At 57.8% G+C, this 19,678-nt stretch carries 13 protein-coding genes and 1 riboswitch; all 13 genes read right to left on the bottom strand.

What is annotated here, in order from left to right; all coding sequences use genetic code 11:
• Positions 1-1,331 (bottom strand): ATP-binding cassette domain-containing protein (locus PA598K_RS37905; RefSeq protein WP_260405391.1); only part of this gene is annotated, 1,331 nt, incomplete at its 3' end.
• A complete protein-coding gene (locus tag PA598K_RS13125) occupies positions 1,304-2,197 on the bottom strand; it encodes an energy-coupling factor transporter transmembrane component T (RefSeq protein ID WP_128657399.1) in 894 nt (297 codons plus the stop codon). The genes PA598K_RS37905 and PA598K_RS13125, both read right to left, overlap by 28 nt.
• On the bottom strand, positions 2,194-3,432 hold the full coding sequence (locus PA598K_RS13120) for a DUF4430 domain-containing protein (protein WP_260405390.1): 1,239 nt from the start codon (positions 3,430-3,432) through the stop codon (positions 2,194-2,196). The genes PA598K_RS13125 and PA598K_RS13120 overlap by 4 nt, the downstream gene beginning before the upstream one ends.
• Before the next feature lie 80 nt (positions 3,433-3,512).
• Positions 3,513-8,396 carry an S-layer homology domain-containing protein gene (locus PA598K_RS13115; protein WP_128657398.1) on the bottom strand — a complete coding sequence of 1,628 codons (4,884 nt, stop codon included), beginning with the start codon at positions 8,394-8,396 and terminating at the stop codon, positions 3,513-3,515.
• 167 nt (positions 8,397-8,563) lie between these two features.
• Positions 8,564-8,762: riboswitch (cobalamin riboswitch) on the bottom strand.
• A 75-nt stretch (positions 8,763-8,837) separates the two neighbouring features.
• Positions 8,838-9,575 (bottom strand): GAP family protein, encoded by a 738-nt coding sequence (locus PA598K_RS13110; protein WP_128657397.1) that lies wholly within the window; start codon positions 9,573-9,575, stop codon positions 8,838-8,840.
• Positions 9,576-9,605: 30 nt separating this feature from the next.
• A complete protein-coding gene (locus PA598K_RS13105; RefSeq protein WP_128657396.1) occupies positions 9,606-10,049 on the bottom strand; it encodes a hypothetical protein in 444 nt (147 codons plus the stop codon).
• A 25-nt stretch (positions 10,050-10,074) separates the two neighbouring features.
• Complete coding sequence (locus PA598K_RS13100) at positions 10,075-10,866, bottom strand: MerR family transcriptional regulator (RefSeq protein WP_185601906.1); 792 nt, start codon at positions 10,864-10,866, stop codon at positions 10,075-10,077.
• Positions 10,867-11,204: 338 nt separating this feature from the next.
• Positions 11,205-12,926 carry a CocE/NonD family hydrolase gene (locus PA598K_RS13095; RefSeq protein WP_185601904.1) on the bottom strand — a complete coding sequence of 574 codons (1,722 nt, stop codon included), beginning with the start codon at positions 12,924-12,926 and terminating at the stop codon, positions 11,205-11,207.
• 63 nt (positions 12,927-12,989) lie between these two features.
• Complete coding sequence (locus PA598K_RS13090) at positions 12,990-14,345, bottom strand: M24 family metallopeptidase (RefSeq protein ID WP_128657393.1); 1,356 nt, start codon at positions 14,343-14,345, stop codon at positions 12,990-12,992.
• A 37-nt stretch (positions 14,346-14,382) separates the two neighbouring features.
• On the bottom strand, positions 14,383-15,519 hold the full coding sequence (locus PA598K_RS13085; RefSeq protein ID WP_128657392.1) for a sugar ABC transporter permease: 1,137 nt from the start codon (positions 15,517-15,519) through the stop codon (positions 14,383-14,385).
• Positions 15,512-17,059: a sugar ABC transporter ATP-binding protein gene (locus PA598K_RS13080; protein ID WP_128657391.1), complete on the bottom strand. Its 1,548-nt coding sequence runs from the start codon at positions 17,057-17,059 to the stop codon at positions 15,512-15,514. The genes PA598K_RS13085 and PA598K_RS13080 overlap by 8 nt, the downstream gene beginning before the upstream one ends.
• 65 nt (positions 17,060-17,124) lie before the next feature.
• On the bottom strand, positions 17,125-18,180 hold the full coding sequence (locus tag PA598K_RS13075) for a sugar ABC transporter substrate-binding protein (RefSeq protein WP_128657390.1): 1,056 nt from the start codon (positions 18,178-18,180) through the stop codon (positions 17,125-17,127).
• 163 nt (positions 18,181-18,343) lie between these two features.
• Positions 18,344-19,498, bottom strand: coding sequence for an ROK family transcriptional regulator (locus tag PA598K_RS13070; RefSeq protein ID WP_128657389.1), 1,155 nt, complete (start codon positions 19,496-19,498; stop codon positions 18,344-18,346).
• Between the last annotated feature and the right edge of the window lie 180 nt (positions 19,499-19,678).

Below are 19,678 nucleotides of genomic sequence, written 5' to 3'. Positions count from 1 at the left end.
GGCCGCGGCAGACCGCCCGCCAGCGCCAGCGCGGTGCTCTTGCCCGCTCCGTTGCCGCCGAGGATGCAGCACCACTCGCCCTGCGCCACCTCCAGATCAAACCCGCGCAGGATGTCCGGTCCCTGCTTGTCGTAGCGATACCAGACGTCGCGCAGCCGGAGCGCGGGCTCGGCATTCGCGCTGCGGCCGGGCGCGCGCTGTCCGGGCGAGGTGCGGGCCGCAGCGCCCATGCCGGGAGCGAGGTCAGCGGCCGGGATAGCACCGCCCAGAGCGAGGCCGTCGGACGCGGCGGCGACAGCAGCCGTGCCGCCGGGATGGCGACCCGGCGAAGTATTCACGGCAGCGAGGCCCGCTTGCCTGTGACCGCCGGGCGCAGTTGCGGAGGCTGGAGCGCCGCTTGTCGTCGAGCCGCTGGGCCTGGTTGCGGAAGCTGGAGAGTCGCTTTGCGCCGGACCGCCATGCGTGGTTGCAGTGGCAGCAATGTCGCTCGTCGACTGCTCCTCCGCCAGATGGGCGTACAGCCAGGAGCGGCCGTCCCGCACCGTGAGCGGCGCAGGCAAGCGACTGGCCGTCCCGGCATGGATGCGGATCGCCGACGGCATCGCCTGGAACATCGGATGCTGCAGCCGTAGCAGCTCGGCGGCCGCCTCGAGGGGCGCGCCGTCGGCGACGAGCCGTCCCGCATCCATGACGAGCAGCCGGTCGGCGAGCGGCAGCGCCTCCTCCAGCCGGTGCTCGCTGAGCAGGATCGTCGTGCCGAGCTCGCGGTTGATCCGGGTCAGCGTGTTCAGGAAGTCCAGCGCAGCGATCGGATCGAGCTGCGATGTCGGCTCATCGAGGAGCAGCACCTGCGGCTGCATCGCCATGATCGAGGCGAGCTGCAGCAGCTGCCGCTGACCGCCCGAGAGCTCGGACACCGACCGGTGGAACCAGCTCTGGATGCCGAAGAAGCTGGCCATCTCGGCCACCCGCAGCCGGATCGTCTGCTGGTCCTCGCCGAGACTCTCAAGGCCGAATGCGAGCTCGTGCCACACCTTATCGGTGACGACGCTGTTGTCGGCATGCTGGAGCACGAAGCCGATCTCTGCCGCCTGCCGGCGCGTCTCCAGCGAGGCCAGCGGCGCCCCTGCATAGAGGATCTCTCCCGAGCGCTCGCCATGCGGCGCAAGCGCCGGCTTCAGCTGCCGCAGCAGCGTGCTCTTGCCGCTGCCGGAGCGTCCGCACAGCACGGCGAACTGGCCAGTCATCAGATTCAGATCGATCCCCGACAGCGCCGGGAGCGACTGGTCCGGGAAGGTGAAGCTCAGCTCCCGGATACGGTAGATCGCCATCGCCATTCCTCCATTCCTCTCAAGATGACGGGCAGCAGACAGAGCCCCCCGTAAGCGACGTAGATCATCCACGAACGCCAGGTCATATCGACGTAGGCGATCGACGGGAAATAACGGATCGTATTTTCCCCGAGCGCCGCCCCGATGCCGACGACAGCGAGCAGCGCCAGCAGGATCGCCAGCAGTCGCTTGTCGCGTCGATGCCAGCGATACAGCGAGAAGCTGGTCCGGCCCGGCAAGCCGTAGCCGCGCGCCTTCATGCTGTCGGCGGTTTCGATCGCATTTTCGAGCGCCCAGGTCGTCAGGATCGAGACGATCGTCATGCCATGGCGCGCTCGCGCCAGCCAGCTCCCCTGGGTTACGTCGCGGCCGATGCAGCGCTGCGCCGCCGAGATCCGCTTCGCCTGCTCGATGTAGCGCGGCACGAAGCGCAGCGCCATCGTCAGGAGCAGCGACAGCGCAGGCAGGATACGGCCGAGCAGGTACACCCAGCGGTCGGCGGTCATGATCACATGCAGACACGAGAACCAGATGACGACCGTGACGAGCATGCAAGCTGCCGCCGCGCCGTACAGGAGCGACTCCAGCGTCACCGGGTTGCCGCTCTTCAGGTAGAACAGGATCGTCACGCCCGCATGGTTGAACGCCGGGTTGAGGACGGCCGCGACCAGCAGCAGCGGCAGCATCCCGAGCAGCAGGAAGCGGACGGCGCGCCGCCCTTTGAGCAGGACGACATAGGCGATCGCCGCCAACAGCGCGATCGCCTGGAATACCGGGTGCATGAACATCATGCCGAACAGGAGCACCGCGCCAAAGTAAATCGCCTGCACGAGCGGATGCGCCTCGCCAAAAGCATCTCTCGTCACGACCGGCCTCCCGCCGACGAGTCGCCGCCGACATCGCGGCCGAGATCGGTCGTATATACCCACTCGATGACGTCCCCGTCCTCAAGCGCATAACGGCTGCTGCCATAGTTGGGGAACCAGCCGTTCACCTTGTACATCCAACCGCTCAGCTCGCCCGCGTCGAATTCGTACAGGTTGTTAATGCCCTCGATATAGTTGCTGTTGTAGAGCGGGGTCATCTCGAACTCCATATGGATCTTGCTCTTCTTCATCTCGCGCAGCAGGACGTCAAACACGGACTCGCCCTCGTAAAACGTCACCTTCCGCGCCTTGTAGATGATGCCGTCCTCGGGCAGCACCTCAAGCTTGCTCGAATCAAGCTTGTCGAGCTTGTCGAGCAGCGTCGTCGCCGAGACGGACAATGTCGCGGTCAGCGTCTTGGTCTTGTCGACCTCGGCGTCCTGCCACTCGACAGGCTGCGCCTTGCCGTCCGGCACCGGCTCGGTCTGGTATTTGTCCTTGCCGCCGGCTGCTGGCGACTCGCCCTTGGCCGGCGGCTGCGACGAGTCGCTCTTGGCGGGCTGCTGCGCCGAGGTCGAGTCCTTGGCCGGCTGCTTCGTGCCGGATCCGGACTCTCCAGGCACTGTCGACGGTGCTGTAGAGGAACTGGTCGATGGCGACTTGCCTGGTGACGCCGAGGAGGATCCGCCAGACGAAGCCTTCCCGGTCGATGACGGGGCGGAGCCAGAGTCTGGGGAGTTGCCGGACGATCCGGTCGAAGGGCTCCCGGCAGACGCAGCCCCTGCTGTGCCGGAGGTCGATGGGGCCGCTGCATCAGAGCCATCCCCCGATGGCGTACCGGTCGCTCCGTCCGGGGACGAGGTGTCGGCGGTCCCGCCTGAAGTGCCAGCGCCCTCAGCGCCTTCCTCCGTATTCCCCGCCGAGGTCCCGTCCGTTGCGCCAGCCTTATTGGCCGCCTCGGCATCGCTCCCGGGCTCGCCCGACGGATCGCCGGACGCTTCCGCATTCATCCCCCCGCCAGCGGATTCGTCCGTTTGGCCGGGGGCAGTCGGACTCCCACTATCCGTCTGAGACCCGCCCTTGGCGCCATCCGCCGCTCCCTGCCCGGCAGGCTCGGTGCCTGCGGCCAGCTCGGTCTGCGGCGCAGACGGCTGGTCCCATCCTTCCCAGATAAAGACGGTTGCCAGGATCAGCACGATCAGGGCCGCGCCGATCCAGCGATTGCGTGTGTTCATCGGTTGCTTGCACCACCTTACATAGAACAGAAAGCAAGGGCATCGCTGCCCCTGCCCTGCCAGGTTGTTGACGGGATGAATTACTTGATATCTGTAAGATCGTAGAGTCGGTTCAGTCCACGCGCGAACCGCTCATAGGCGACCAGCGCATAGAGCGCCTGATCCGTCGCCATCAGATCGACCTCGCCCGGCGTAGCGCCGCCATTGCCGGAGCCGCCGGGGAGGATATGGTAGAAGCCGCCGCCCGACGCCGCAAAGCTAAGCAGCGCGTCCAGCACCGAGCGTCCGTCCTTGACGAAGCGCGGATCGCGATGCGGATCGACGCCAAGTCCCGTCAGTGCGACGACGACCTGGGCCGCGCTCTCCGAGTTGGAGACTCCCCCGCTCGCATACCCGCCGTCTCGGCCCTGCGCTTGCGACAGCCAGGCAATGCCGCGGTCGACCGCGGCACGCACGTTCGCTTGCTCGGTGTAGGACGTCAGCGCCTGGAGCGCCATCGCGGTCATATCAGTGTCCGGCACAGTGGCGGCCGGGTCCATCGCCCAACCGCCGCCCGGGATTTCCCGCTTCAGGATGAAGTCGACGAGACGCTGGCGGCTCGTCTGTACGCCATTGCCGGTGCGTGCCGGGATCTCATACCCCCGGCTGTCTAGCGCGATCAGGGCGAAGATCGGCCCGTTGATCCCTTGTTTGACCAGCGTATCATAATCTGCGAGCGGCTGCAGCATATTGTAGCCGGCGACATCGTCGACCGGCAGTCCAAGCGCCGTCAGCGCCAGGATGACCCGGTCGTACTCCGTATACTTCAGCCGGTGCAGCACGCCTTCCTTCTCCTGCAACGTCTGTTCCAGATTATGCACGTAGCGCTTGTAGTACGCCTCGGGCACCGCCACCTGCGAGCGGGCGAGGCCGAATACGGTCCATTCGCCGCCGACGCTGGAGACCGTCGGGGCCTCGATGGCGCGCTGCAGATAGGATGCTGCGTCCGCTATCGCACGCTGTGTCTGCTGCAGCGCCGCATCCGATGCCGGGGCCTCCGGCTCGGTAACTTCCGGCTCGGTGGCTGGAGGGAGCGGAGCGCCCTCCAGATAGTCATACGCTCGCACCGCGACGACGGCAGCCATCTCGCGGCTTACCTGCTGCTGCGGATGGAAGCGGCCGGCATCGCCAGTCATCAGACCGGCTGCATAGACAGCCGCTACCTCCGAGCGCGCCCATGGCGCGACCAGCGCAGCGTCGGCGATAGCCGAGGATGCGGTCGTCGCAGGCAGCTCGAGCGCCCGGGCGATCATGACCGCCATCTGCTCGCGGGTGATCGTCGCTTGCGGCTCGAACCGGTCGCCATAGCCGGTCACCAGCTCGGCCTCATAGGCCGTCTGCACATACGGGTGGAACCATTGGCCTGCCTGCACATCTGCGAAGACGCTCGCGGAGGAGCCGGATACCGGCAACGCCAGCAGCTCCGTCAGCAGCTTGGTGAACTCGGCGCGAGTGATGTCGGCCTGCGGACGGAATTGTCCGTCGCTGCCCTGCAGCCAGCCGCTCGCTGTCGCGCGAGCGATGCCGTCGTACGCCCAGGTCGCGAAGCGCGTCCGATCGCTGTAGACCGCGTTCGCATCCTGCGCCTGTCCTCCCGGTATGCTGCCGCTACCCTGCTGCTTCGTCGTCGCATAGACGATAAAGTCGGTAGCCGTCTTCGTACGGATGACGAGATCCTGCCCTTGCTTCACGCCATAGACCGGACCGGTTTGGGCGGCGCTCGCCGCTTGCTCGCTCGCGTAGACCGTCAGCTGCTGCCAGCCGTCTGCCGCTTTATAAGCGGTGTGGTGCGCAGCGCCACTCTTGACTGTGATGCTGAGCGGCTGGTCGAACTGCGCTGCCTGCTCGCCCTCGAGCAGCGTGAAGGCATGACTCACCTTGGCTTGCTCGCCGTCGCCTGTGATCAGCGCCACGTCCTGCACCGCTGTTGCTGGTGTGAACGCCTGGAGCAGACGGATAACCGGACCGCCGGACGTCAGCTTCGTGCCCTGCGCGATATGCAGCTGCACATCGCCCTGGGTCGCTGTCAGCTGAGGGAGCGCTGCCGCCACCTTCTCCAGATCGAGCAGCACCGCATGACTGGACGATGTCGGGAGCGCTACGGTCAGATGCTTCGCCTTCGCTTGCTCGGCGGTCAGCTTGATCGTATAATTCGATGTCAGATTTGCCGGGAGCGCGATCGGCGTCGTCTCATCCGACTCGCTGCCGCCCGGAGCCGCTGCGCCTGGACCAGCGCCTGTCGAAGGGCCTGTTCCCGTTGCCGGAGGTCCCTGGGACGCGTTCAGATCCTCGCCCATATTTGTCGTATATCGCCACTGGATGCTGTCGCCGCTCTTCACTGTATACGTGCTGGCGCCGACGTTCGGATAGACGCCGTTCACATTGTACATCCAGCCGCTGCCCTGCCCATGGTCGAACTCGCCGTCGCCGGCGATCGACTGCACGTACACACTGCCATACTGGCTGTTGTCCTCATACCGATACGGAATATTGCGCGCATCCAGCGTCCGCTTGAGCACGCTCCACGCCGTATCTCCCGCCTGCAGCGTCACTTGCGTCGCTGAGACGACTGTACCTTTGCCGATCGTCTGCTTGTCGACCGCCAGCGTGACGGTCTGCGTGACCGGCGTACCGGGATTGCCGCCTCCCGGAGGTAGCACGCCCTTTAGCTTGTAGACGACGAAGTCGGTGAAATGCTTGGTCTGGATGACCAGCGCTCCGCCCGCGTCATACGAGAATACCTCGACCTGGCTCGCCTCGCCAGCCGCCTTGCTGCCATAATGCGGGATGCGGGTAAGCTCGGCTTGCTCGGCGAAGACCGCGCTATGCCCCGCCAGCCCTGGGAACGTCAGCGTCACATAATCGCTGAAGGCGATGCGCTGTCCGCCGCCCATTGCGAACTGACGGACGATCGCGTCCAGCTCCTGGCCTTCGGTCAGTTGGGCTGTAACTTGCGCTCCCGTAACTGCTGACGGACCAAACAACGTTACAGGAGCCGGAGCGCCCTCGCCGACCTGGACGACCTCGGCGCCCTGCGGCAGCACGGCTGTCACGCCATCGCGCACCGCCTCGATACGCGGCAGCTCGCCCTTCGGAAGCTTGAGCTGCACCTTGCCAGTCGCGGCAGGCAGCTCGATCCGCACTTGCTTATCCTTGTCCGTTGCCTGGATCGCGATATTGTAGTCGCGCTCCCCGCTCGGGATCGCGATGACCGGCTGATTGCCGGACGGCAAGGTCAGCTCGCCATCTGGCAGGCCTCCCGCGAGACCGTTCGGCGCATCGGTCATATCATACAGACGGTTCTTCCCTTGCAGGAATCGGTCATAGGCGACGAGGGCGTAGGTGGATTGCTCCGTCGCCATGCCATTGATGCGGGTTTCCGTCTTCGCGTGCTTGAAGCCGCCGCCCTCCACGGCAAATCCCATCATCGCATCGACGACGGAAATGCCGTTTTTCACAAATCGCGGATCGGTATGCGGATCGATGCCAAGTCCCGTCGTCGCGACGATAACCTGGGCCGCGCTCTCGGCGTTGTTGACGCCCCAGCTTACATACCCGCCATCAGCTTGCTGATTGGCAGACAGCCAGGCCAAGCCGCGATCTACCGCCGCCTTTACCTTCTCGTTATCCTTATAGTAAGGAGTCAGCGCCTGGATCGCCATCCCCGTCATATCCGGGTCCGGGTTACTTCCTGCAAACGTCCAGCCGCCAGCCGTCTCTGTCCCGTAACCAATCTCTCTGCCGAGCACCAGCTCAATCAGCTTATCCCGCGTCGCTTGCGTATCCTCTGCATGCAGCTCCGGGATCTCGAACTGTCGCGTATCCAGCGCAATCAGCGAGAAGACGTACGCATTGATGCCCTGACGATTGCTCAACGCCAGATCGGCCAACGCATCGCGCAGATCGTAGCCGCCGATGTTAGTAATATCGGCTCCCGCTGCGGTCAGCGCCAGGATACGACGGGCATATTCGGTGCTGCTGCCCAGGTTGCCAGACTTTTGAATCAGGTTATTCTCTACGCTCCTGTAGTAGGTCTGGAACAGCGCCTCCGGCACCTCGTAGCCCGAGCGAGCAAGCGACAGCAGCGGCCAGTCTTGACCGTCTTTTGGCGTCGCATAGGTGTTCTTCAGATACTCCAGCGTCTGCGTCAGGTGACGCGCTCTCGCCTCGTCCGAGTGCAGCTCTGCCAATGCCGCGCTCAGCTTGGCGAGGGCGCTGCCCACACTCTCCTGCGAGCTTTCCATATTGGTCGCGACGGCGACCGCTTCCTCGTAGGCTATGCGCAGCTTCGCATTGTCCATCAGCGTTGCATAGTTCGCCGCGCTATTGACCTCTGCCAGCTTGGAGGTTAGTTCGTCCTTGTTCGCCGCATAGACGTAAGGCGCTGTATCCCAGCCGTAGCCCAGATCCGCTCCCCATCCATGCAAGCTGTATTGCACGCGCATTACATCGCCATCATTTGGATAATGCGCTGCCATGCCTACATCGGGCATGACATGATTGACCGTGAACATCCAGCCAGACATGCTTGTATAGTCAAACTGACTTAGCCATGCGTCTTGCGCACGCGATCCGATCTGGCCGGCATGAGCCAGAATAAAGGAAGGCACGTTTAGAGCGCCAGCATCCGGATCATAAACGCCCGTCAGATAAAACCCATTGACCGGGTCGCCTCCATAAGCCGCTTTCTCCTCGCCCAATACGCGAAGCAGCAGCTCTGCCGAATTCTCGCCTTCGTTAAGCGCCACCTTGATAGGCTTTTGGATATACCCTTGGCCCAGCGTAAATTTCTCTACCGAGATCGTAATTGTGCCGGACGATGACTGACTCTCCTCAGCCGACACCTGCCCTGCCGCCCACCCCGGCAACAGCAGCGACCACACCATGCTTATCGTTAATAATAATGCCGTTATGTTACGTTTCACTTCGTTCGTTTCCCCTTTCCTTCACTTCCTAATCCGTGACAAGACCCGTTCCGACGATACCTGATCGACAACGCAAAATACCCGCATTCTCTTCCGAACGCAGGGTGTCGCAGCAAGCCGTCGCGGGTTGCATACCAAATAAACACCTTCCTATCCTTCGTAGAATTGTGTGCGCTAGCTGACAGGCAGGTCTTCTGGCTCGAGCGTCATCGTCAGCGCCGCCTTCCCGGGTATATCCCAGTGGCATATGGCGTGACTCTTCTCTTACAGCGGCGGGACCGCGCGGGAGTTGCACCCGCTTCCCTTTTCACCAGTCCATGCTCGCGTGAGCGGAGCATCCCTGGCACCTGCAGCTTTACATTTCATTGTCTAGCCTATCATAACGGAGATAGCAGGTTTTGTCATCGTTTTTGAGTCACATTGTTCTCGGGATTCTTGGGCTCAACCTACCCATCCCAAATCATAGATCGCATTGGCCGCGAGCAGGAAGCCTGCGATGCCGATGATCCAGGCCGTGGTTGACTGCGCGTTCGCCACAAACCATTGGTCGAGTCTGGCGAGCGGTCGCTTGAGCGCACGATACGCGAGCAGTCGGCCAATCAGCAGCGCCACAGCAGGCAGCACCATCACGGTACAATATCCCAGCAAGACTAGCCCGGACATCCCCCATGACAGCCCCTGAGCGGCGATAAGCCCCGTCGCTGCCAGATAAGGCAGCATCGTCCCAAGCTCCAGGATGAATGCCGTAAAGGCCAGTCCGACAAGCGCGGCGATGCTGCCTTGGCCCCCATCGGAATCGCCGATGATCCGGTTCCTCCACGCGAAGATCCGCCCCTCTCCTCTGGCCGCACGCTCCGCAGCGCGCGCTCGAGCTCGCTTCGTATCCATCAGTTGGCTGACGACCATCAGCGCCGCTCCCAGCACAAGCTGCCCCAGCAGGAACCCATCCGAACCCAGAAACGAGCTATACCGGTCCAAAAATGCGCCTGCGCCAAACAGGAGCAGCAGCCCTGTACCGAAATATAACCCGGCTACCGTCACCAAATAGATAAGAAAGCGGTCGACCCGGACCCGCCGATCGGTCATCAGCAGCCAGATCGGAATAAATAAGGTGCCGAAGCTGGTGGAATCAATCAAAGCCAGCACGACCAGGCTCAAAAGCATAGCTGTCGTAACCATTGATACACCTCCTTTGCGTCCTCGACCAACCTAGCCTGGCCCCCACTGAAACTTCTTGTCGCAGACCGCTTTTGCTCCGTCGCCTCTCGCCTTGTGAGTGGCGACGACCTCCCCGTCATATCGCACCGTGCAGCTAACCCAACTTGCATCATCAGCGATGCCTGCCGTGACATGTGTTGCCTCCAGCGGCAGGAATACATCTTTAGGTACCGTGAATTCCTCCTTGTACGGCGTTTTAGTCGTTGCATGCTTCACTTGCTCCGAATTTTTTCGGCCTTTAATATCGACCTCAAGATCGACTATCGACTCGCCATCGCTTTCGACGACGACCTCAATCCGGATGGCATCTGTATTCGCGGCAGTTTCCTCGTTTGTTTGTTCCTTTGGCAAGATGTCCACGCTATCCTTTATGACACCACAGGCAGACAGTATAAACGCCATACTCGCTGCCAGTGCCAAGCGGCCAAGCTTCATGTTGACCTGCCCCGTCTGCGCTCGTCTACTCCTGCTCATGCGGCTCGTCCTCCCTCTGTGCCAGATAATACTGCAGCATCTCATCGATATAGGCCATGAAGTCGCCATCCATCCCCATGACGACCGGCTCCTCCGACTCAGTCTCGTGCAGCAAGCGCCAATAGCGGTCCAGCAGCTTTTCATCCCCATCGAACAATGACAACGCCTTGGCATACAGTCGCCCGGCAACGGCCTGAGCCTCCGGGGCATGCGGCGAGGTCGGCATCAGCTCGGACACCTGCTGGAACATCGCGATCAGCTCCTCTACCCGCTTGTCGTTGCTGCCCAGTACGGGGAGGCGGTTGAGGATACCGAGCTCCCGGGACGTCAACGACAGTTCTTCGTCAAATTGGGCGGGGATCACCTCTCCTGCAAGCGGACGGTCGTTCAAGCCTTCGATCACCTGCAGCAACTGCTCTACGCCGCTCGTCCCTTTAAGTTGAATCGTATGCAACGTCGAGCGGAGATAATATTCCTTACGGTTTAATTCTTCTTTTTTCTGCTCGATCAGCTCGATCTGTTCCGTTAAGGAGGCTACCCAGCTTTCGTTTTCCTTCGAATGGCTTGGATGGTCGAAGAGCGTTTTGATTTGCTCCAACGTATAGCCGATCGATTTCAGCAGCAGTATTTTCTGCAGATGGAGCACGGCCTGCTCGTCATAATAACGGTAGCCATTTGGTGTGACGAGCGTAGGCTCCAGCAGCTCGATCTGCTCATAGTGATACAGCGTTCTTTTGCTAATGCCGGTTCGCTTGGCCAGTTCGCCGATGCGGATCATCGCATCTCCCTCCTTTTCTCTGTATTTCATTGTAAACTATAACGTATACGTCACTGTAAAGCGAAACATCAAAAAATGTCGAATAGCCCCCGCCTGATGGCGGGAGCGAACAAGGTATAAATATCAGGCTGTTGAAAAGGCCGAAGAGGCACGGGATCGAATCTGTAGAAGCGAAGATGATGCTTCCGAAGTCGCTTTCTTGCAGAAAGCGTGTAGTTCACCTTTGTCCCCGGATTTCAACCGCAAAAGCGGTGAACAATCAAGAAATCTGGGGACAACAGCGATCGGAAGATCGATCCCGTGACCGTAGGCTTCGTTTTGAAGGCAGCCTGAAATATTCAGTTGCCCCTTTGTCGCGGAATGACTGGCAGAACAACATGGGTCGGGCGATCGACATCATGGTACAGTTTTTGTGTGGCTACCTTGACATCGGTATACCCTCCCTTGCGATCGGTTCGAAACCTGTTCAGGCTTCTTTCATACAACGGGAAGTTGCTGCTCGATATCTCAATACGGATACGATGATTTTTCCCGAATACAAAGCTGGTCGAACCGACCTGGAAGTCGTATTTATAGACGACCCCAGGCTCGATCGGCATAGGCTGTTCATTTGACTCCCGATAGCTTGCGCGCTGGATGCCCTGGACGATGTTGATAGCCTTTCCATCCGGTCTGACATCCACCAGCTTTACTGTAAAATCCGTATCGTCGGCTGAGCTGGATGCATACAGAACGGCGCGGATCGGCCCTGTCACCTCGACCTCTTCGCCAAGAAGCGGCGAGGTATAGACGAGCACATCGTTGCGAATCTCTACCGGCCGTTGATCGCATGCCCCCATCGGCGCAAGTGCAGGCACACAGCAGCTATTGCCGCCGAGGCTTGGCACCGGATCAAGCGGGTTATAGGCATAGATATCGCTTGGTTCCTTGTCAGGCTGCGCAGTGTCAAGAGTTCCCGAGCCGCCCAAGGAATTGGCGTCCCCTCTGCTATGCAAGTAATATCGGGTGTACTGGGTTCGAGCCAATGGCCACTCCTGCTCTGCTCGCCACGCGTTATCCCCCATCACAAAAATATGAATGGGCGCTTGCTCCATGATGCCGTTATCTTCGTCCTTCAACCAGAAATCAAACCAGCGAAGCTGCCATTCATCCACAACATTACGAGCCTCAGCTCCGTAATCGGCATCGCGCGCCAAGGATGACCAGGGGTAGTGCATCCACGGACCGATGAGCAGCTTCTGATTCGGGTGACGCGCAGCAAGGCCGACGTAATTGCGAATGGTTCCTTCAATAAAAATATCGTACCAGCCACCGATATGCAGCGCCGGCACTTTCATCTGATCGTATCGATCCCGAAGACTCCACTGCCGCCAATAAGCGTCAAAAACCGGGTGCTCCAACCATTCATAGTAATATGGCGCATATTCTCTACGGATGGAGGGATGCTCATCGAGCGGCAAATAACCGAACTGTTCCCGAACACCTGTTATTTGCTGCAACAATTCTGCGGCGACGGCAGAGTTCCCTTCTCTGATCGCCTTATCCGGCGCCAGCGAGGTCGCCCATGTCTGGACAAAGGCCAAATGCAGCGCTCCATTCTTAAACATCCAATCCTCGTAATAGCCGTCATTCGTAAAACCAGGGGCAATCGCCGTTAATCCTTCCGGGCAATCGATGGCCGGGTGCAACTGAGTAGCCCCCACATAGGAGAAGCCATACATCCCCACCTTGCCATTGCACTGCGGCAAGCTTCTGGAGAAGGCAATCGTATCCACCCCATCCTGACGCTCATGTCGAAACGGCTCGAAACTCCCTTCTGAGGCGTATCGTCCCCTTACATCTTGGGTCACGATTATATAACCCTGCCGCGCATACCATTCCGGATGCATATATCCCACCGATTCGGATACTGCCTTGTCGTAAGGGAGGCGCATCAGGAGAACGGGGAATGCTCCGTCGCCGACAGGGCTGTAGATATCTGCGCGTAGGATGACCCCATCCCGCATCGGGACGGCAACATCGCGCTCTACCTTAACCTCATACTCGTTATAGGTATTCATTGCAATCGATCTCCCTTTCAGCCTGTCATTCGCCATTCAGTAGAGTGCTTGGACATTGACGCCTTAGCCTAACGCCAACGCATGTCCTGGAGACAGGAACAACGGCGCGTAGTATGCAGGCGTATTGGACAACGGCAACAAGTCATCGCTTAACGCGATGCCAATTTCATTGCGCACGAACTGTTGTCTGGCCTGAATGCGCGACCATACTGCAGGATATTTGGACTTCAATTGTTCACGCAAAGCTTCATCGGCAAATACAACCGAGTCTTCGCAGTTCAATACAATCCCCTTCGCCATCGGCGTCGGAATAATATCGCACTGCACGGCCATGCCGGAGGCTATCTTGGTAGGGTTGCCAGGCGCAAAGAAAGAATTCACCCACTCGTCGGCGCCGATCAGATGTCCAGGATTCAATGCAGGCTTCATTCCGCCCCGAGCCAGCTCCTCGCTCACAATCGCATAGATATCGCCGCCAGTCACTCCGATGGATGCTGCTCCGTACCAGGCTGCAATGCCCCGGTAATAAGGAATCGCCCACTTGTCGAGAAACGAGGAATTGTCTGTATCGACCAGTCCTCCTCGCGCACTCAAGCCGCCCCAGTAACCGATAGCCGAGAATACCGCGTCCCCGGCCTCGACCTTGCGGCTAGACGGGCTGCGCAAGCCTACAATGTCATCCTGACCGCTCGCATACATGATATGGACAGACAGGGGCTCGCCCGCATATTGCATTGATGATACCGCTTGCATCTCGCTTGCTCCGGGGCGTGTTCCCTTCACTACGCGATGCAGGGCTGAAGAAGCTCGCGCGGCCGCCCATTCGTTAACGGCAATCTGGTCGACTTCGCTATAGGCCCGCAAGCCATCGGATGCATCCATCAACACCTGAGTTACGTCCTTGATGCCGTCCGTTCCCCCGATTGCGCTCGCTACGCTATGGATGAGTATCGCTGGCGCATGCAGAGCTTCATGCTCCCGCAGCTCCGGGTGCGCGGTATATTTCCATCCACATATTCCTACGGTCTGGCCTCGCGTCAGTCCAACCTCGCGCAGAATATCGCTCAGCTTCGGAGATCGCGTCCGATCCTGTCCCGGCAAGCTGAAGGGCTGGCAGAGCACCAGCGATATCTCGATCCGAACCGTTACGGCATATTCGATGCATTCATTGCCTACCAACAAGTACTTGCGGCCATCCGGACCCATCAATAGCAACGCTTCTTCAAAACGCGGGTCAAAGCCGGTCAAATAATGCAAATTGGCGAAATGCTCGCGGTCGCCATATACGGCAAACCAGTCGCAGCCTGCAGCCCCGTAAGCCCGGCGGCATCTTGCTTCCAATATATCGATCGGGATAACCGGCGCTTCCTCGGGAATGCCGAAGTCCGGCAACAGTAACTCTCTCCACATGACGTTCATTTTAGTCCTCTCCCTGTTCCAATAATGCATTCGCTGCTTATTTTCTTTTGCGAACATAGACATCAAACCATACAGCCGCTAACAAGATTAAACCTTTGACAACCATCTGCAAAAAGGATGAAACGTTCATCAAGCTCATGCAATTATCTATCGCGGACAATAACAAAGCGCCGATCAATGCGCCGGGTATAATGCCGACGCCTCCCGACAAACTCGTGCCCCCGATGACTGCCGCTGCAATCGCATCCAACTCCAGCAAGTTACCGGCGGTCGGCGCCGAGCTTCCCAGTCTCGCTGTAATCAGAATCCCTGCTACGCCATAGACGGCTCCCATCAGAATGAAGGATTGGAACAGATGCTTGGTCGTTTTGATCCCGGCCAGCCGAGCAGCGTCAGGATTTCCCCCGATAACATACAAGTTCCGGCCGAACTTCGTACGCGCCATGACGAAATACAAGAGCGAAACCGAAATTCCCATGAAGAGCACCGCCATTGGAATACCGTTGTAGCCCAGAAAAATCCACCCGGTCAAGCCAGTGACGCCAATAATCAGGACGATCTTAGTCCAATTGTTTGTGCCGGACTTCACCCATTTTTTCAATCTCGCCGCATCTCGCAGCACAAGACCAATCGAGAGCGCCGCCCCGGCGGCCAGGATTGCCGCCGATATCCACAGCGACACATATCCTTCGCTAAGAAACACCAGATCGGAGGACACGGGCCCCAACGTCGCAGCATTGGTCCACACATAGCCAATCCCCTTAAAAATGAGCATCCCCGCAAGCGTTACGATAAAGGCTGGAATGTTGAATTTGGCGACAAGCAAGCCCTGCCACGCCCCCATTAACAACCCGACCAGCATAGCGCAAAGGATAGAGGGTACAAGCCCCCATTGGTAAGTGACCGATAACTGAGCCATGACCGCGCTGACCAGGTATACCGCCGAACCAGCGCTCAAGTCGATTTGCCGCGCAACGATCAGCAACACCATTCCAGCGGATACGATGCCCAGAATAGCGGACTGCTTCAGCAGCAAGGATATGTTCCGTTGAGATAGAAACACACCGTTCGTCAGCTCATTGAATACAAGCATGATAATAGCAACTCCGACAAAAATAAGCAGACCTTGCCAACCGAGTTTTCCGAATAATTTTGGTTTTTCGGAGTTAGGCATCCTTTTTATCTCCTTCCATAGCACTGTAGCCTAAGGTTGCGAACTCCAGAATCTGACGCCGATTCGTTTCCTTGGGGAACAGCGAAGCAACTATGCGTCCTTGCTTCATAACAAGCACCCGATCCGAAACGCCCAATACCTCTGGCAGATCCGAGGAGAGGAGCAATATCGCTTTCCCGGATTTGGCCAGCTTGTCCAGCAGCGCGTACACCTCGGTTTTGGCGCCGATATCGACCCCTTGGGTCGGCTCATCCAGCAGCATCACTTTTGTATCGACTGCAATCAGACGCGCCAATACGCATTTTTGCTGATTGCCGCCGCTGAGCGAGCGTATGGCCGTCTCGAGGCTAGCTGTCTTAATAGACAGATCAGCGACAAACTGCGTGTTTTTCTCCATCTCGGCCCTTCGATCGATGATTCCCAGATGACTAAGGCGATCGATGCTGGACATCGAAATATTGGAGCTGACGGACATAACCTCGACGATACCTTGTCGCTTGCGATCCTCCGGCAAATAGCCGATACCGGCCTCAATGGCTTCGGGCGGATTTGAAATAGTCACAGGCTTGCCGTCGATGAGCACTTCGCCGCTTGTCTGGGCAGGCCATGCGCCTAACAAACCCAGAGCCAGCTCGGTCCTTCCGGCCCCAACCAGGCCATAGACGCCGACGATTTCTCCAGCCCGCAGCTCCAGCGAGGCGTTGTCCACCAATTTGCGATCAGGAAGCTTCGGATCATAGACGTCAAAATGATTGACTGTCAGGACAACCCTCCCGGGAATACGGCTGGATTCAGGAAAATAATGCTCCAAATCACGGCCAATCATAAAGGAGACGATCTTCTGCTCATCCATCTCTTCTACAGGCTTCGTTGTAATAATTTTGCCGTCACGCATAACCGTAATCGAGTCCGACAGCGCAAGCACTTCCTCCAACCGATGAGAAATATAAAGGCAGGTAATGCCGCTCTGCTTGAGCTCCCTGATCTTTTGAAATAAGATCTCGCTCTCCTTGTCGGACAACGTTGCGGTAGGCTCATCCAGAATAAGAACCTTGACATCGTTGCCAAGCGCCTTGCCAATGACCACCATTTGCTTATGCGCAACGCCCAGCTCCTTGATCTTGGCTGTAAGCGGGACATCCAGTCCAATATCATCGAGGATCGCCTGAGCTTTGCTGTACAGTTGCTGGAAGTTAACAACTCCGGCCCAGCCTGGCATATTGTTCAGCATGAGGTTTTCCGCAACCGTTAGCTCGTCAATCAAGTTCAGCTCCTGAGGCACCATGGCGATTCCGCTACGCTCTGCGTCGGCTACTCCCGACAGTTTCAGAACTTGCCCGTTCAGCCTCATTTCCCCGCTGTAGCTTCCCGCACCATGGACGCCGGACAAGATTTTCATCAGTGTTGATTTGCCGGCCCCATTCTCGCCCACGATCGCCCTGACCTCCCCTTGCTTCACACGGAGGGTAGCGCTATCAACAGCAAGAACGCCAGGAAATTGTATGCTGATATTTTCCATTTCCAACATTGCTGCACCCAACTAGACCCACTCCCTTGTAGTAGAAGACGCATGCCGCACCATGGGGCAATGTGCTGCTGCGATGATTATTGGCACGCGTTCGGAACGTTGACGAATACTTCCTCCTCCGACATCCATCCCGGCGGTGCAATCTCATTGATAAACGAGCACAGGTTGTCTTTATTGATCTCCATCACATCGACTGTTAACGTAGGGACGTCTTTCTTGCCGTTAGTGGTCATTTCGTCGCTCTTCGGCGTTTCCCCCTTGGCAAGCTGTACGGCTGCCTCGATTGTACTTTTCGCCCCTTCGTCGAGCTTGGTCCAGACCGACATCGTCTGAGCGCCTTCAGCAATCAGCCGCGCGCTTCCTAGCTCCACATCCAGCCCGGAAATAAACACTTTGCCTTCCAGATTACGTCCCTTCACCGCTTGCGCTACACCCATGGCCATGCCGTCATTGGCGCTGACAAAGGCTTGAATATTGTCATTTTGAGCGGATAATGCATCTTCGGCTGTCTTCAGAGCGCGTTCGGTCGACCAGTTTTGGTGCCACTGCTCCGCAACAACATGGATGCTCGAGTTTGTTTTTAGGATCGCTTCGTACGCTTGCGCGATACCTTGCGCTACGGTTGTTGCCGGATCGCCTTTGAGCAGTACATAATTGCCGGAGCCTTCGGTATACTTTAAGGCTGCCTCTGCCTGCAATTGTCCGACTTTGTAATTATTGCGTGTTACATACAGGTCGATATCCGAATCTTGTATCATCGCATCGTAGGCGATGACAGGGACACCCGCGCTTTTGACCTTGTCCACAACAGGCGCTGTCTTATCGCTGACCGGCACAATAACCAACACGTCGATTCCTTGCGTCAACAAGTTTTCAACCTGATTGGCCTGCTTGGAGACATCGTCGTTCGCCCATTGCACGATCAATTCCGCCCCGAGCTCGTTTGCTTTCTCTTGCATATATTGCATGTCGAATTTCCAGCGCGGTTGAACCTCCGTTTTCATCGCGATGCCGATCCGAATTTTGGAGCTGCCTGGTTCTTTTGTCTCTTCTGTGCCGCTGCAAGCCGTAACCATAATGGCGACGATTAACAAAGCAATGACCACTGTCATACCCTTTTTCGTCTTTTTCATGTGCCGATAAACCTCCCGAGTTGATATGGATGCGCTTTCAATACACTGACCGTGTTACAATTTAGTTTAGCTTTCCCATCACCTCCTTAAAGTAGTATGGCTCACGAGCTTCAAACCAATTAATTACTCTAGTGGATTTATTAATTAGAGAAAAAGAAAGGAATCACTTCCTTATCGGTGATTCCAAAAATTCGCGTAAAACCAAACAGCTCGCGCCTATAATCCCCGCATGAGAGCCAATATGCGGATATTTGATTTCGATATCCTGGTGAAAATTGTTCCACAAGTACCGATTGCATTTCTTCTCGACCGTCTCTGCCCAATGCGGATACTGATCGATCATCGGCCCCACAAGTACGACAGCCTCGGGATTATAAGTACATGCGACATTGGAAATAGCCATGGCCAAATATTCCGACGCTCGATCGAGCATCTTTACCGCCCATGTCTCCTGCCGCTGCTCCGCAGCAAAAATATCCTGAATTCGCTTGCCGCTTTCCTTCTCGAGCGCCGATGCGCAAATAAAGGTTTGCAGGCAGCCAAATCTGCCGCAATCGCACAACGATCCATCCGGGTCGACTGTCGTATGGCCGATTTCGCCTGCAATATTTTTGCTGCCGCGGATGACTTCTCCCTTGTCCATAAAGGCGCCGCCCACACCGCTTCCAACAAAAATACAGGCGGCGTTGTCCATGCCGATCACGCTGCCATAAAGGCTTTCGCCGAGTAGAATGGCCTTCACCTGATTATCGACAAACACAGTCATTCCGATGCCGGCCTCCAGGTAAGTCCGAATTTCAACATTGGCCCAATGAAATTGCGGAATCATCACCACTCGTCCTTGCGGCCACTCCACGATGCCGGGAATGCTCACACCGCATCCAATAATCCGGTCGGCCAAATCGCCGATCTGTTCCTTGACGATCAAGACCAGCTCAATGACGCAGTCCAGAACCTCGGTTGGAGGCACCGACAAGTCGATATCCCTGCTTTTTTTCATGACGACATTGCCGCTTAGATCCACAATCCCGACCTCGATCGATTCCAGATCGATATTGATGCCGATCGTAAGCGCTCCGCTCGGATTGACCCTGAGCAATGTAGCCTTGCGACCGACACTCCCTTCCGTTTGCCCGATTTCCTCAACAAAGTTTTGATCGATCAATTCTTTCACGATTTTGCTGGCGCTGGTTGCGCTCATTTGCGTTTTTTTGGCCAGCGCCGCTCGGGAGATCGGTCCGTTGCGTTTAATCATTTTGAACAGAAGCAGCAGGTGATGCTCCCTGATCATACGTTGGTCATGCTTGATTTCCTTCACTGCGACCTATACTTCCCCTCGCTTCATAATAAACCCCCGGACCTGTGGTCGTGTTATTGGTTCTTTTAATTAATTCATTGGGGTTATTAATTACAATATAGCGAGGAATACAACGATTGTCAACGTTTTCATGGATTTATTTTTCTCGAAAGCGGAAAATCAAATGCCGGACGGAAAACA

This window comes from Paenibacillus sp. 598K (genome assembly GCF_003851045.1).
In the GTDB taxonomy this organism is placed as follows: Bacteria; Bacillota; Bacilli; order Paenibacillales; family Paenibacillaceae; genus Paenibacillus_D.
This window is presented reverse-complemented; position numbering and strand designations above follow the sequence as displayed.

Coding starts and splice junctions, on each gene's coding strand:
- PA598K_RS13120 (WP_260405390.1), bottom strand. CDS start 3,432: ATGAACACACGCAATCGCTGGATCGGCGCGGCCCTGATCGTGCTGATC.
- PA598K_RS13110 (WP_128657397.1), bottom strand. CDS start 9,575: ATGGTTACGACAGCTATGCTTTTGAGCCTGGTCGTGCTGGCTTTGATT.
- PA598K_RS13075 (WP_128657390.1), bottom strand. CDS start 18,180: ATGAAAAAGACGAAAAAGGGTATGACAGTGGTCATTGCTTTGTTAATC.
- PA598K_RS13090 (WP_128657393.1), bottom strand. CDS start 14,345: ATGAACGTCATGTGGAGAGAGTTACTGTTGCCGGACTTCGGCATTCCC.
- PA598K_RS13095 (WP_185601904.1), bottom strand. CDS start 12,926: ATGAATACCTATAACGAGTATGAGGTTAAGGTAGAGCGCGATGTTGCC.
- PA598K_RS13085 (WP_128657392.1), bottom strand. CDS start 15,519: ATGCCTAACTCCGAAAAACCAAAATTATTCGGAAAACTCGGTTGGCAA.
- PA598K_RS13105 (WP_128657396.1), bottom strand. CDS start 10,049: ATGAAGCTTGGCCGCTTGGCACTGGCAGCGAGTATGGCGTTTATACTG.
- PA598K_RS13100 (WP_185601906.1), bottom strand. CDS start 10,866: ATGATCCGCATCGGCGAACTGGCCAAGCGAACCGGCATTAGCAAAAGA.